We start from the raw sequence: 13,122 nt of genomic DNA, 5'->3' as shown, positions 1-13,122 counted from the left end.
GTAGCAGGTTTAACCGTCTTCGGGAGCTTCTTCTCCCTGTGGATACCAGGAGGAGGGAATCTGCTCAAACCACGTCGCATCCTCTGGGATGGTCCATCCCACATCCAGCGCCACCTGCTCCATCTGCTGACAGGCCTCAGCAGTGATTCTGGGGTCAGACATCATCATCCAGTCCGCGCCACCCACAGGGATGGGCCAGATCACAGGCTGCCCGAAAGCAACATCCGGGCAGCACTGCTGAAAACGCATTTTCTGAGTGAGGCTGAGCTGTTCAAATTTTTCAAGTTTGAAGGCGGCAATCATGGTAACCTCCTGCCTCGCTGCCACAACACCTGCCTGATGTACAGGTAGGCTTGCAGGTACTCCTCATCCGTCAGGGCACGGTTATAGATGACGGTGTAATCGTATCTGGCGTGGAACTTGTCAGCTGTGCTGCCTGATCTGCGGCCCAGACGGAACGCATCGATCGCCCCTCCACCGTAGGTTTCCGGGCTGGAATCCTCTGCCATTTTCAGTCTGTTCCAAAAAATGGCCCGGGATACCCCCGCGTTCTGACGGGCAGCCACCACGCACTGGTTTCCGTTTTGCACCAGAGTCCGAGGGGTGGACAGGGCTCCACCGGACGGCAGATAATTGTCCAGCTCCAGCATGCCGCCGGTGATGACCGAGAGCCCGTTTCGCACGGACCCATCTGTCCGGGACCCCCCGATGACCAGACGGCGGGAGAGAAAGGACAGCTGCTCCACCGCGCAAATGTACGTGTAGGTGCTCAGGTTGCCAAGTGCCAGTGGCAGCGAAACAAAATCGTCCACAGCGTCAAAAATCAGCCCATACCCATCTGGTCCTGGCGCAGGATCATCAGTGTCTGCCCCCGACGTGCTCCCCAACTGGCCGTGGTTGCCGTTTCCGCTGATGTCGGTCAGGCGCTGGGGATTTGCAGGGTCGTAAACAAAATCGTAGATGGCTACAGCCCCTGCAGGCAGGGTATATGTGGGCTCTGTCCTGCGGAAAAGTGCGGGGTTCATGTTACGCCCCGATGGGCGCGGCGTAGAGGGTCAGACTGACCGCATTGACCTGAGCCACTGTGCTGCCCGGCAGACCCGACCTGAGACGGATGTGCATCAGGCCCAGAAAATCTTGTGGGTTGAGGGCAATGCTGCGGTTCCCCGCGCCTGCCTTCAGCACGATGACATTCCCGGTGCTGTCGTAATAATCACGCCAGGAGGTGGCCCCGTCAGCGCTGCACTGAATCGTGATGTCAGCACTGGTCCAGCCAGACGGGACCACCAACCGCACAGGCACCAGGCCATTCAGAAATACATATGTGGCAGCAGTCGACACGGTGCCTGCAGCATCGAAACTGATGGTGTAGATCGTGGGGGCCGCCTGTACATGGGTTACGGGCAGGCCTGATGTGGGGGTGACTTTCGCAACGGCCCCAGCTCCATCAGTGAATGCGTTGACCTGGATGGGCTCGCCGTTCTCATCGCGTGGTAGAACTGTCATGCTGATCCTCCCAAAAGAAAACCCCACAGTGCAGCACCTGTCTGGTGTGCCCCTGCTGGGGTGATTGATTCCAGTCTAGCATGGCAGTTTATTCATCAGGGAAATCCACGTTTTCAAGTAAGGGAAATCCTGGAATAGTAAATATTTCAATTGTGTTACGATTTCGTGGAGGTGAAATTATGAAAAAGTTGATCTGTATTTTGGCCCTTCTTACACCCACTGCTTTTGCTGTCTGCAGCGGAGGCCCAATCAGCCTGGGCACCCGAACTTATGTCATCGAAACCAGTGTTTCATACTCCGGTGGGTACAAGTACACCTGCACACATTATGAAACCATCGAACGATTCAAGGAAATCTGCACAGAGGGTGACCGATATTCCACTACAGTTCTCAGAAACTGGTGGTCCTGCACCAAATCCTGAATGCTATAAATTTGAAGTGGCCCGTACGGGCCACTTTTTACTTGCGTAGAATATCTTTCACTTCCACCTGATCAGGTTTGCTGATGGCAACCTTTTTCATCTTCTGGATGGTTTCCAGACGTAACCCAGGGAATTCCTTCTGGATGCGTTTGATGCTCCAGCGCTTTAACATTTGTTCGGTCAGGATTTTTTCAGCCATCCCATCACCTCCAGGTATTTTCGTATGGCAGCGCGAATGGGTGCAAAATCAGCTTCTGTCCACTGGGTGTAACGCACAGGCCCGAAGTCATCGGTGATCACATCCCGAATCTGCATGAGCAGAGTGGGATCACCGGTTTCCTCTGCGATGAATTGAGCATACGCCCGTGCCCAGATCTCATCCATGTCCAGCAGATAAGTCAGGTGCCGGACTGGGGTTTCGTACTGCTCTCCATCCACCTCCAGCCATGGGCTGTAGCGCATTTGCCTGAGTTCCCGCACGGCTTCGCTGTCCATGGCAGCATCCCGGAATTCCTTCAGGCGTGGATCTGACGCGGCAACTTTCCTGCCAGATCCAAAGCCTTCCAGATCAAGGTAGTGCCCGATCTCATGCACTGCAGTCAGATCAGGGTGCTGGGCTTTGGGGTCAATGCGGATTTCCACCGGTCTGCCTTTGTTGGTGTAAGAGAATGCCCCTTGCCTGCTGCCTCCGAGACTGGCCCGCCTGATGGGGATGGGGCGCGATCCACTCTTGAAGGTGTGCACCTGGTCAATGCGGGACATGGCCGTTTCGATGGCCTGAGCGGTTTTGTTGCCCCGCTCTTTGTTCTGGATGGCTGACCTGATGCTGGGACCAGTGGCAGCAGGAGTGGCAGGTGCGGGCGTGGGTCTCTGGGGTGGTGCAGGCCTGGGTGGTGGGGGAGGGGTGAAGACAGGTTGCGGTACCGGGGTGGGTGCCGGTGGTGCAGGTGTGGGCCTGCTGGGTCTGGGTGCAGGGGTCTGGATGGGCTGCTGCGCAGTGGGTCTGGAAGGTCTGGCCCCTTCTTGAATGATCCCTATCACAGTGCAGCGACAATGAATGACGTGCCCGATGGGTGCACCTTTGGAGCGGTCCCCTGGGAACATCATTCTGAAGTTCTCTCTGGTCACAAAAGGGTCATCAATGGGAACCGTCTTGCCCTCCATGAAAACATGGCTGTACGGACTTTTGACTTTCCCTGCCCCACGCACCCGGGCATCCCGTGCGGTGATCCATTGCTTGTGGGTGTAACCCTGCTGCTGCAGCTGCTTCATTGCCACAAAGTTGGCACTGGCATTGTAAGTGGTGCGTACCAACCGTTCAGCCGTGTAATACCCGGTGCGGTACTGCTTCTCCAGATCCTGGGCCATCACCTCCATGCCCAGCTGCCTGCTGACATCCTCATACCCTTTGCCCTGTTCCCTCCACTTGGTGATCTTGCGGGCCAGAGTGCCAGGGTCTGTGAGGTTCTTCCAGTATTCTCCCAGGTCATTTTCGATCATGCGTCTGGTGTACTCTTCGATCTCCTGGGCCCGTGGGTCTGTGGCCAGAAAGTACCCTTCAATGCTGCTGCGCCACATGTCCCTGAGGGCAGGGGACAGATCTGGATCTGAAAATCCCTTGGAGAGCTGGGAGAGGATGGCGGTCAGCATCTCATCCCCATCCGCACGGTACTGTGGGTAGCGGGCAGCCAGTCTGGAGAGGACATACCTGAGCCACCTGATCAGGTGGGCAGATGCAAGCTCCCAGAGTCTGGGGGCATACTTCTGCACGGCGGCTTCCAGACGGGCGATATGCACCCGACTGGCCCGCTGCAACTCTGCTTCTGAAATGAACTTTGCCCTGCGCTGCAGAACAGGCATGATCAGTTCCCGTCGATGGGGCTCTCTGGGATGTTCACGCTCATGGGGGTGCTGCTGCTGGGAATGTAAACATCATCCCCACCATCCACGGCTTCATACCCGATGATCTGTCTGGCCTCATTGGGTTTGAGGAAGGGCACACCCGTGGCCTTAAACAGTGCCTCGAATTTCTTCAGCAGGTCTTCCACCCGCTCGAACTTGGCGGTGACATCCCACTGGGTGATGCCCAGTCCGTATGGGGCTGGAGCATGCAAGACTTCATTCAGCAAGCGCAGGATGGGTGCAAGGGATGGCTCCAGCACCTGCTGTCTGAAGTTGCCTGACTGGGTTTCAGCGGTGGCCCGGTAACCCCCCTCTGGCAGACCCAGATCAATCAGGGACACATGGCGTACTGCCAAAATTTCATCCCGTGCGTTTCTGGAGGTTTCCTTGAAGGTGGGGTCCTCGATCTTGATGTCCAGCGGAGTGGCTTCCACTTTGATGCCACCTGGGTATTGCAGCACCAGGTTCCTGCCTGCCATGTCCCCTTTGTTGGCTCCCAGGTAGTTCTTCACCAGTTGGTAGATCTTCTCCAGATCATCCTCTGTGGCGCTGCTCGATCCACCTTCTGGGATCTCTTCGGTGATGGTGATCATCCAGCGGGGTGCTGCATGGTTGGTGAAGAAGCCCTTCAGGTAGGTTCTGTGCGAGTTGTCCACGGCCACGCTGTCTCTGGCAGGCAACCATGCGGGCAGGCCATAGAAGCTGCTGACGGTGTTGGTGTGCCGGACATGCAGAAATTCCCGGGTCTCTGCGTTGCCCTTGTCTCTGCGCCCGAACTGCACATACCTGAATTCACCCAGGTAAGGGTCCATCTGGTAGAGGTTGATGGTGGTCTGCTGTCCTGCCTTGGTGACCTCATACCGGACGAACTGGGGCAGCAGCACACTGAGCCCGTGGAATTCGTTGGCGGCCATGTTCCTGAGGGTTTCCACGAAAGCATTGCCGGTCTGGTCCAGGGCAGTGAACACGCTGCGGATGAACCCGTGCACGTCCAGGGGAGAGACCCCATCCATGGCGAAGTTTGAGCGGGTCAGCCACTGGATGCCCCGTCTGTATTCGTCCTGACTGGGTTCTGAGAGGGGGGTGCCGTCTGTGCTGCTCTCTCTGGCAGAAAGCTCGATGCTTGCCCCTGCCAGTGCATCTGCAATCAGGTTGCCCACCGCTGCCAGCCATGGGTTCCCATACCAGTAATCGATCAGCTTCTCTGGGTCCAGAGGCCACGGGATCAGGGTGTAATTTGCGGTGCTTGCTGCCCGACTCTGCTCTGTCTCCGGGCTGATGGTCATGCCTTCAACACGGAACTCCAGCTCTCTGCTGCCCACTGCTGCTGCCACTGCCTCTCCTGCAATTCGTCTCATGCTGCTTCTCCCTTGGTTTTGATGCGGCCTGCACGGGGCAGTTTCCTGAACGCCCCTGATGCGCTGTCCACCATGTCGTCATGTGTCCCATCCGGGAACCCTTGAAGTTCGTTCAGCCATGCCTCATTCCACAACCCCCTGAGCACCTTCACGTTCCCGGCTTCGCACTGGGCACTGAAGGGCTTGGCCCGCTCAAGCTTGCTGCCGGTCTCCCGGTCCCCTTTGACGATGTACCCCTTCAGTTCAGGGTGGCGGGTGAAGTGGGACAGCACGAACTTCCCTGAGCTTCCAGGCTCCTGGGTGATGTGGATCTCCACCCGCTTGCCGTCATCGTGGGCGGTTTCGATGATGGCGGTTTCCACTTCCAGCGGGGTGCCTCTGAGTCTGACCACATCCAGCACGTAATAGATGCCGTGCTCATCCACACCCATAAGGGTGCCGGTGGTCCAGTCGGGATCGTTGCCCGCTTTTTTCTCTGTGGCTGCAAGATCCCAGTACCGGATCATGCGCAGGCCTTTGGGGACCTGGGCTGGGCTGATGATGGTGAACCAGTCACGCCGGAAGACGTTGCCTGCAGTGAACCTGACCTTCCAGTTCCCACCCAGCAGTCTGGCCCGCTCCACAAAGGACTGGGCTTTCAACCTGCCCCGGTATTTGGGGTCTTTCTCCATCAGGATCTTGTTGTCTTCCAGCTTGGCACTGATGAAGGTGACAGACAGAACGTCTTCCGGGTCAGAGTCCGGCACACGCGACAGCACTTCCTCTGGGGTGCTGCCCCAGTTCATGTGGTCCCCATCTTTCAGGAGGTACCGCACCACTCCAGACCGGTCAGGAATGGCAAAGCCTTCCTCATCGATCCACCAGTGAATGAACTCCGCCACCCAGCTGTCAGCGTCTGGGTTGGTGGATGCCCGCACGTAAGGCCTGACCCCGCACGTGGACCGGTTCCGGGAGAGCATGTACCAGAACTGATCGCGGGTGAAGTGGGTCAGCTCATCCAGCTCGATCAGGGGGATCTGTGCTCCCTGATAGCGGTACTTGGTGTTCTCATGCTGCAGGTGCCCGAAAGACACCGTTGCCCCGCTGGGGAACTTGAAGTAACCATCCCCGTTGGGAACCCCACCGAACATGGGGTAGATCTTCATGGCCTCATCCCACAAGCCACCCTCTGAGTAAACGTCTGCATCCAGACGCCTGAAGAGGGTGGCCCCGAAGTGCGGGTTGTGGATGTGCCTGAGGGGTTCAGCCAGCAGCGCCCAGCTCTTGCCCCCACCTGCTGCCCCACCGTAAATCACAATGTCAGCGGCACTCTGGAAGAAGAGTGTCTGGGGTCCGGGTTGTGGGCGTATCTCTACAGGCATGATCCCCTCAGGTGCACCAGTGCGGTGCGCTTCCCTGAGGGGATCAGATGGTTTCAGTTTACGTCAGTTCTCCCAACTGATAACCCAATGCCCGAACCGATCTGTTTCCTCCTGGGTGTCAGGGTCTTCCCGAACGAACTCATGTTCAATGATCTGGTAACCCAAGTCTTCCAGCTTCTGCCTCACTGCTGGAGCCATTTCTTTGACGATGATCTGCAGTCGTGGCCCAGCAATGGAGCCTGCTGTTTCCAGCCCTGTGACATTGTGGATGCGCTCCATGATTTCATCAAGAATTCGAGCAGTGTTCAGATGCTCCCGTTCTTGCTTGGCAAGGGAAAATCTTTCACGGGCCTCTGCTGCAGTCAGTTGTCTGTATTCGCTCTTTCGGTAGGGCATGTTCGTCTCCTAGTCTCTGCCGTTGCTGGGGAGGATCAGGACCGTGCCGGGTGCCAGTGGTTTCCCGTCTGGGTCTCCCAGCTTCACGCTCTTGGAGGTCAGCCCGTAATGGTCCCCGAACCATTCCAGTGCCTTCTGGCTGTCATAAAGGGTGATCTGCAGGCCACCATCTGCGGTCTTCTTGGCACTCTTCAGCAGGTGCAGGACGCCCCGTTCTTCTGCTTTCTTCAAATCAATCTCCTGAGCCCAGGTCTCCACCCGCTCCAGACCCACCCTGATCTTTGTGCTGGGGTCCCGCTTGCAGGCCCGGTCTGCCTTCAGTTCCTCACGCCGGTAGTGTTTGAGTTCCTGTTTGATCTCTTCGGCCCTCTCTTCTGAGGCAGAATCCAGCTCATCCATCAGGATTGCCATCTCATCGCGGATGGCGTCCAGAGCCTCAACAGCAGGGAGAAGTTTCTCTTCAAACCCAATGAACTTCCGAATGGAAATGAAGTCCTCAATGGTCGCTCTGGCAATGGCCTGCTGCCGCGCCAGAACCTCATATTTCCCCATGCCGTGACGCTGCATGCCCAGTTCCACCACCCGCTGGATGTTAGGGTTTGTAAGCCAGTCGTGGGCCTGCACCCGGCAACTGGCTTCACTCACCCCCACTTCTCTGGCTGCCCGACTCCCATTGAAGTGCTGCAGGTAGGCCTCCACAAACTTCCTTTGCCGGGGTTTGAGGGTTGCTGCTGCTTCTTCGTAGGTTTCAACTGGGGTGGGGTCAGTGGGTGGCTGGTCCATACTCGATCACCGCGAGTCCTCTCCTGCAGTCGTATCCCCAGGTGGCTTCCAGCAGGTGGCCCGGTTGCACAATCCGGTTCACACTCATGGGGGAGACCTGCTCACTGCTGCTGTACAGGCTGCCTTTGAGGGCTGAGAGGATGATGCACATGGCGTGGTCAGGCCTGGGGATTGAGAACTCAGGCCAGCGCCTGGGCATGCTGGGCAGGTCATCAGGGGCCCCATCCGGCACAGAGTAGTACAGGGTGGCAGAGAGGGTGAGCATGGCTTCTGGGAACAGGAGGATTCCACCCAGCTGCTCAGCCATCAAGCGCTGGATCTGTTCCTTGTACTCCATGCCCTTACTGGTGTCGGGTCTGCTTTGTGGTCTTCCCGGTATGACAATGCGCCCCATGCTTTCTCCTTTGAGATCGGCCTGGAGGCGCGTTGATTCCATTCTAGCAACTGGGATCTGACGTTTGCGGGGTGCGGCGGTTGCTGTCATATCACTCTTCTTCCCTGGAGTGTGAGAGGGCTGGAGATGCTACAGAAGGTACGAGCCTGTACCTTCAATCATGAACGGAAAAACTTACGCTTCCCTTTCTTTCTGACGTGATAGGTGCTTTGTTGGTTGCGCAACATCTGAGCAGTCATCTCTTCTGGGGTGGGAGGGTAATGGGGTGGGATGCACCCCATGCGTTCTGCCAGTTGCTCCATTTCTGTGGTGCTGATGGATCTCCCAAAAGCGCGGGCAGACTGCAGACAAGCTCTCTGCCACTGCTGCCACTCCCCTTCAGTCATGCGTTTCACTTGATCACCCGCCCACAGTGAGGGCAACGCTTGCCCAGGTGGGGGATGGTGACCGTTCTTTCTTCACCAGTCTGCGGGTTCTTGATCACCACAGTGGATTCTTGCTGTTGGTTGTGGTGATCAGCCAGCGAGTCTGTGTAGGACCGCTCATCAAAGGTGTACGCGATGCGCTTCGGTTTCACCGTTTCCTCCTGTTGGGGTGTCCGGGTTTCTTGAACTTCTGCTTCGGGGTGGGGGCAACTGCCTGGGATTTCTTGAGGGACCTGAGGCGGTTCTTACCACTGGTGATCAGGTGGTGAACGTGGCCCACAGTGACATCCCGTTGCCTGCAGTAGTCGTAAATCTTGCAGCGGTCATACCCCAGATCTTCCAGATCCTGGATAGGGGGCTGAAGCCACTTGGCAATCTGGCTGACTTCCTGTGCATTGAAGGCGTCCCCATGAATAAGAACCCTGTCCACTGCATCTTGTAAGTTCTTCATGCAACCTCCACCACAAGCAATTCCAGACCTGGGTGTCTGCTCTCAGGTGTCCAGTCCTCTCCCACCTCCAAGCAGAATTCAAACTCTGCCTCTGGGAACAGGTAAGGGCTTGTGATCAGATTCCTGCACCACAGTTCATTGAAGGCTTCCACCCATGCCACCAGAACCACCCGACCATCAGGCAGTTCCCGAATGACCTCGAAGTAGAAGCCAGCGGTGGGCATCATAGGCTTGCTGCCGTCTGCCAGAAACCGCACCCAGTAACGTCTCTTCATGTTCATGCCTTGTTGGTGGTGCTCTGAGGAATGAAGAAGCCCTGGGTTTCCTTGATGATGATCGACACTTCCTGATCACCCTCCAGGTTCTTGGCAAGGTCAATCCCCAGGTACATGGGGAACTTGCCCACCACCTCACTGATCTTCTGGTAGGACAGGATGGACATCAGGGGGTCAGCGGTTTTGATGGTGAAGAAACCCCCGAACATGGTCTCATCGGGCTCCAGGGTTTTGCTGTATTGGAAAGTGACCTGCTCGAAGTTGCTTGCAAAGCGGATGAGTTCTTTGATTTCTTCCTGAATCTTGTTGCGCACGTTGCCCTGGATCATTTGGACCAGTCCTTTCCGATGATGGGGTCCGGCAGGCCTGTGCCGCCCACGGTCTGGAAGGCAGCAACGCCTTCCAGAAAGAAGAAGGCTTTGTAGATGGTGACCGTTTCGCAGGTGCGGGAATTGGTCAGGCTTGCGGTCATCACATGCCGCCACCCGTCTTCCCGGACCAGAAGCCCAGCCCGCTGGAGTCCAGTGATCACCATGCGGGTGGTCTTCTGCAGGGATTCCCAGGCCTGCTGCTGCCGCTGCTGCTCCCACCTCTGCAGGTTGGGTTTGGTGAGGGTCTTGCCAGACACCCCCTGCCCTGGAAAAGGCAGGAGGTTGATCTGGAGAAAGGGATAAAGGGGAGTGCTGGGGACAGTGGAGAGGGTCACTCCCCACCTGCCTTCAGCACGTCCCAATGCTCACTGATGTAGGCAGCCAGATCCAGCACATGCCTGTCCTCACAGGCCTCAATCAGGGAAGGAAGCGTTGCACCCTTCTGCAAATTCCTGATCACATCTTCGGTGTAGTGCTTCAGAACCCACAGAGTGGCAGCCTTCTTGCTTTTCAGCGGGGTGGGGGAATTCTTCTGGAGCACTTCAACAAAGGTCCACACTGCCCACCATGCTGTGTGAGCTTGCAGGTGCTGAAAGACCTGATCAGCAGTGACAGCAGGAGCAAACAACAGGGGCTGGGTGGTGCTCATTCTTGCCACCCAGGTCCATAAATTTCCGGGATGCGCCCCCTCAAATGCAGGCGTCTCAGAGCGCTGTACATCATGTTCATCTCTTCCTGACGGTCAGCGTCAAAAACATAAGGTGCACGTAAAACCGCACCCTGCATGTCCAGTGGGTTGATGATTGCTTTGCACCTGCCGCCTTCACTGAAGTAAAGCAACCCCCATTTTTCAGGCAGTTCCTCAGGCTTGATCAACCCGGTGGGGCAGGCATACAGGCGGTAATTGCCCATCCCCTTGCGAATTCCCTGTTGAACTCTGACACGGTGAGGTTTCTTGGCATCAGCAAGGAAGTCTGCGCGACTGATCTTGCATTCAATAATCACAGTCCACCACTGCCTGAACCCAATCACGTCAGGGAACTCCTGGGTGTAAGCCCTCATGCGATCATTGAATGAGAATCCCACCCGGCTGGACAACCACTTTTCTGCATACTGAACGAGTTCGGCATGGGTCACCCTGCCACCTCCCCAGAGCGTGGGCCTCTGGCATTCGGCTGCTGCTTCTGCCGCTCCTCTGCAGTGCGCAGCTGGGCTTCCAGCGTGGGGATCAGGTGCTCATTCACCTGGGTGCGCTGTTCTGGAGTCAGGTGCTCCATCAGACCACGGGCATGCTCGATCAGGGTGTTTTGATCCTCCACACTGGTCAGGATGTCGAAGGCAGTCTGGAGTTTCCCCTGCACCACCTCGAACGCTCTGGGGTTGCAGCAAGCATCCTGCAGAATCTGGAAGGAACCCACACCCTCCACTTCGATGGTGACCCTGGGAGCACCACAGTGCGGGCATTCGGTGAGGGGTTGACCCACCACCTGAGGCAGGGGAGCCTGGGGTTTCTGAATGCGAAGGGTTCGGGTGACCTGCTGGAGGGATTGTTTCAGGGTTTGCATGACGGCCTCACAGTTTCAGCCCGGACAGGGCAGCAGCACGGGAAGACTTCGCGGGCTCAGGTTTGGTGATGCGACCCACCTCTGCATCCAGCACAAACTTCATTTCGGTTCTGGGTTTCTTGAGCCCGTTGGAAGCGCGGCAGGTGCGTTTCACTTCCTCCAGTAGCTCCTGAAAGCGGGCCACCGGGATCTTGAACCAGTCGGTTCTGGTGACCAGAGCAGCAGGATCATCCAGCATGTCCTGCAACATGGACCCGAAGAGTTTGTTCAGCTGCACGGTGGTCTCAGGGTCCACTTCACCGGCGGGCGCGGCCCCCGGAATTTCCTGAACTGCGTTGGTCTGAATCCCAGCACTTGCAGGTTTGCCCTCTGGTCCCTGAGAGGGGAGAGCAGGGGCTTGACTGTTTTGGGGTGTTTGAACTTTCTGAACTTGAGGGGCAGCAGCAGTGGTTTCCTCTTCTGCTTCTACTGACGATTCAACTGATGATTCAACTGACGTTTTGGGTGAACTGGGGTTCGCCCCCTCCCCTGTCCCAGCGTTCACCCCCTCCCCTGAACTGGGGTTCATCCCCCCCCTGTCACCGGGTTCACCCCCCTGAATTTTTTTCGCCCCTGTCCCAGCGTTCACCCCTGAATTCTTTTCGCCCCCCTTGCGGGCAGCATCCAGCAGCGCCACTTCCTCAGGGGTCAGGAACTTCAGGGTGTTCTTGGTGATCACCCGGTAAAGATTGGTGCCGTTCCTCCCAGCACCTTCACGGGTAACCAGTTCACCACTGGCTTCCAGCTTCTGCAGGATCTTCTGGGTGTTCCTGGGGGTCATGCGGATCTTGCGGGCAATGTAGCCCACAGAGGGATAAGCTTCACCGTGCTCGTTCGCCATGTCAGCAATGGCAATCAGGGTCAGCAGTTCAGACCCTTTGTGTTTGGATTCAGACCACACTTCGGTCATGATCTGGATGCTCATGGTTGCACCAGCCCCGGCATGGTCTGATCGATCACCAGAAACTGACGTTTGCCGTCATTGCTGTGGGACCAGGAGAGGGAGTAGGTTCCCTCTGCCAGCCCAGCGTGTTTCGCCACGGTCTTGCCTTCCAACTCACTGGGGTTCTGGTCCTTGCGGTAAAGGCAGAACTGCAGCAGCGTGGCTTGCACCCGCACCCGGATCTTCAGTCCGTTCTGCAGGTTCACCTGCTGGGTGTACCCGGTGGAGCGGGCGTCCTTGATGGCCTTGCTGAGGATTCCTTGCAGGCTCATGCAGATTCGCCACCTTCCCCGGTGGGGTAGGCCTGCTCCAGGCTCTCAAAGAAGGCGTCCAGTTGCCGTTCCCAGAATCCTTCAGGGTCATTCGGGCAGCCCTCATCCATGAAGCGGTCCATCTCCAGCTGCAACTTGGTGTCCACTTCAGCCACCGGCACAGCAGACTTCCAGGGACGTTTCACCGGGACAGCAGGCTTCACTTCCTCTGTCTCTTTCATCTCCAGTGGTGCCTGCTTCAGGGTGCATTCCAGGTGGCAGATGGTGCTCAGGTCCCGAAGTTCCATCGGGTCCACTCCGGTTTTGTTGAAGTCATCTTCCCGGATCAGGATGTTCCACTGGGTCAGCGCGTCCTCACTGATGGTGGTGTTCCCCTTCAGTGTGCAGGGGATCATGATGCGGTCCTGTGACCAGACGGTTTTCACGGACAGCTTCAGGCCTGCCTCGAACTTGGCGCGGAGCATGGTGATCAAGGCACTGCCATCGAACACCATGTCTTCGGTGTTGTGCTGTCGGGGTTTGGTCTTGCAGACCAGAACCCAGCCCAGCTTCTTGGTTTCCTGAATGGTCACCTGGGTGATGGCGATGCCGAAAATGACGTATGGCAGGAGCTTGGTTTCAGTCATGGTGTACTCCAACAGGTGATCCCTCCCCGAGCC

21 protein-coding genes are annotated in these 13,122 nt (G+C 57.1%); all 21 read right to left on the bottom strand.

The features are described 5' to 3' along the window. Positions 1–9: 9 nt before the first annotated feature. Entirely contained in the window at positions 10–303 is a 294-nt protein-coding gene (locus DC3_RS13930) for a hypothetical protein (protein ID WP_146885279.1), read from the bottom strand. Then, entirely contained in the window at positions 300–1,025 is a 726-nt protein-coding gene (locus tag DC3_RS13925; protein WP_146885277.1) for a hypothetical protein, read from the bottom strand. Before DC3_RS13925 ends, DC3_RS13930 begins: the two co-directional genes overlap by 4 nt. Position 1,026: 1 nt before the next feature. Further along, positions 1,027–1,506, bottom strand: coding sequence for a hypothetical protein (locus DC3_RS13920; RefSeq protein WP_146885275.1), 480 nt, complete (start codon positions 1,504–1,506; stop codon positions 1,027–1,029). Between the two features lie 459 nt (positions 1,507–1,965). Next, complete coding sequence (locus DC3_RS29170) at positions 1,966–2,127, bottom strand: hypothetical protein (RefSeq protein WP_186816034.1); 162 nt, start codon at positions 2,125–2,127, stop codon at positions 1,966–1,968. Continuing rightward, on the bottom strand, positions 2,109–3,788 hold the full coding sequence (locus tag DC3_RS13915) for a putative phage head morphogenesis protein (protein WP_146885274.1): 1,680 nt from the start codon (positions 3,786–3,788) through the stop codon (positions 2,109–2,111). The genes DC3_RS29170 and DC3_RS13915 overlap by 19 nt, the downstream gene beginning before the upstream one ends. Positions 3,789–3,790: 2 nt before the next feature. Beyond that, complete coding sequence (locus DC3_RS13910; RefSeq protein WP_146885272.1) at positions 3,791–5,188, bottom strand: phage portal protein; 1,398 nt, start codon at positions 5,186–5,188, stop codon at positions 3,791–3,793. Continuing rightward, entirely contained in the window at positions 5,185–6,549 is a 1,365-nt protein-coding gene (gene terL / locus DC3_RS13905; RefSeq protein ID WP_146885270.1) for a phage terminase large subunit, read from the bottom strand. Before terL ends, DC3_RS13910 begins: the two co-directional genes overlap by 4 nt. A 63-nt stretch (positions 6,550–6,612) precedes the next feature. Then, a complete protein-coding gene (locus DC3_RS13900; RefSeq protein ID WP_146885269.1) occupies positions 6,613–6,945 on the bottom strand; it encodes a hypothetical protein in 333 nt (110 codons plus the stop codon). Positions 6,946–6,954: 9 nt separating this feature from the next. Beyond that, positions 6,955–7,728, bottom strand: a complete 774-nt coding sequence (locus DC3_RS13895; protein ID WP_146885267.1) for a terminase small subunit — start codon at positions 7,726–7,728, stop codon at positions 6,955–6,957. Then, complete coding sequence (locus DC3_RS13890; protein ID WP_146885265.1) at positions 7,709–8,122, bottom strand: hypothetical protein; 414 nt, start codon at positions 8,120–8,122, stop codon at positions 7,709–7,711. The genes DC3_RS13895 and DC3_RS13890 overlap by 20 nt, the downstream gene beginning before the upstream one ends. A 391-nt stretch (positions 8,123–8,513) precedes the next feature. Continuing rightward, positions 8,514–8,699 (bottom strand): hypothetical protein, encoded by a 186-nt coding sequence (locus DC3_RS13885; protein WP_146885264.1) that lies wholly within the window; start codon positions 8,697–8,699, stop codon positions 8,514–8,516. Next, positions 8,696–8,998, bottom strand: coding sequence for a hypothetical protein (locus tag DC3_RS13880; RefSeq protein WP_146885262.1), 303 nt, complete (start codon positions 8,996–8,998; stop codon positions 8,696–8,698). The genes DC3_RS13885 and DC3_RS13880 overlap by 4 nt, the downstream gene beginning before the upstream one ends. Then, positions 8,995–9,279: a hypothetical protein gene (locus DC3_RS13875; protein ID WP_146885261.1), complete on the bottom strand. Its 285-nt coding sequence runs from the start codon at positions 9,277–9,279 to the stop codon at positions 8,995–8,997. The genes DC3_RS13880 and DC3_RS13875 overlap by 4 nt, the downstream gene beginning before the upstream one ends. Next, positions 9,276–9,602, bottom strand: coding sequence for a hypothetical protein (locus DC3_RS13870; RefSeq protein ID WP_146885259.1), 327 nt, complete (start codon positions 9,600–9,602; stop codon positions 9,276–9,278). Before DC3_RS13870 ends, DC3_RS13875 begins: the two co-directional genes overlap by 4 nt. Beyond that, on the bottom strand, positions 9,599–9,979 hold the full coding sequence (locus DC3_RS13865) for a hypothetical protein (RefSeq protein WP_146885257.1): 381 nt from the start codon (positions 9,977–9,979) through the stop codon (positions 9,599–9,601). The genes DC3_RS13870 and DC3_RS13865 overlap by 4 nt, the downstream gene beginning before the upstream one ends. Continuing rightward, complete coding sequence (locus DC3_RS13860) at positions 9,976–10,293, bottom strand: hypothetical protein (RefSeq protein WP_146885255.1); 318 nt, start codon at positions 10,291–10,293, stop codon at positions 9,976–9,978. Before DC3_RS13860 ends, DC3_RS13865 begins: the two co-directional genes overlap by 4 nt. After that, the gene (locus tag DC3_RS13855; RefSeq protein ID WP_146885253.1) at positions 10,290–10,781 is read right to left on the bottom strand and encodes a hypothetical protein; all 492 of its coding nucleotides are present in this window, start codon (positions 10,779–10,781) and stop codon (positions 10,290–10,292) included. Before DC3_RS13855 ends, DC3_RS13860 begins: the two co-directional genes overlap by 4 nt. Then, entirely contained in the window at positions 10,778–11,209 is a 432-nt protein-coding gene (locus DC3_RS13850; protein ID WP_146885251.1) for a hypothetical protein, read from the bottom strand. The genes DC3_RS13855 and DC3_RS13850 overlap by 4 nt, the downstream gene beginning before the upstream one ends. 7 nt (positions 11,210–11,216) lie before the next feature. Then, entirely contained in the window at positions 11,217–12,173 is a 957-nt protein-coding gene (locus DC3_RS13845) for a helix-turn-helix domain-containing protein (RefSeq protein ID WP_146885250.1), read from the bottom strand. After that, entirely contained in the window at positions 12,170–12,463 is a 294-nt protein-coding gene (locus tag DC3_RS13840; RefSeq protein WP_146885248.1) for a hypothetical protein, read from the bottom strand. Before DC3_RS13840 ends, DC3_RS13845 begins: the two co-directional genes overlap by 4 nt. After that, positions 12,460–13,089, bottom strand: coding sequence for a hypothetical protein (locus DC3_RS13835; protein WP_146885246.1), 630 nt, complete (start codon positions 13,087–13,089; stop codon positions 12,460–12,462). The genes DC3_RS13840 and DC3_RS13835 overlap by 4 nt, the downstream gene beginning before the upstream one ends. Positions 13,090–13,122: the final 33 nt, after the last annotated feature.

The organism is Deinococcus cellulosilyticus NBRC 106333 = KACC 11606 (assembly GCF_007990775.1).
Taxonomy (GTDB): domain Bacteria; phylum Deinococcota; class Deinococci; order Deinococcales; family Deinococcaceae; genus Deinococcus_C; species Deinococcus_C cellulosilyticus.
Note: the sequence above shows the minus strand (reverse complement) of the source record. Positions and strands in the feature narration are given on the sequence as shown.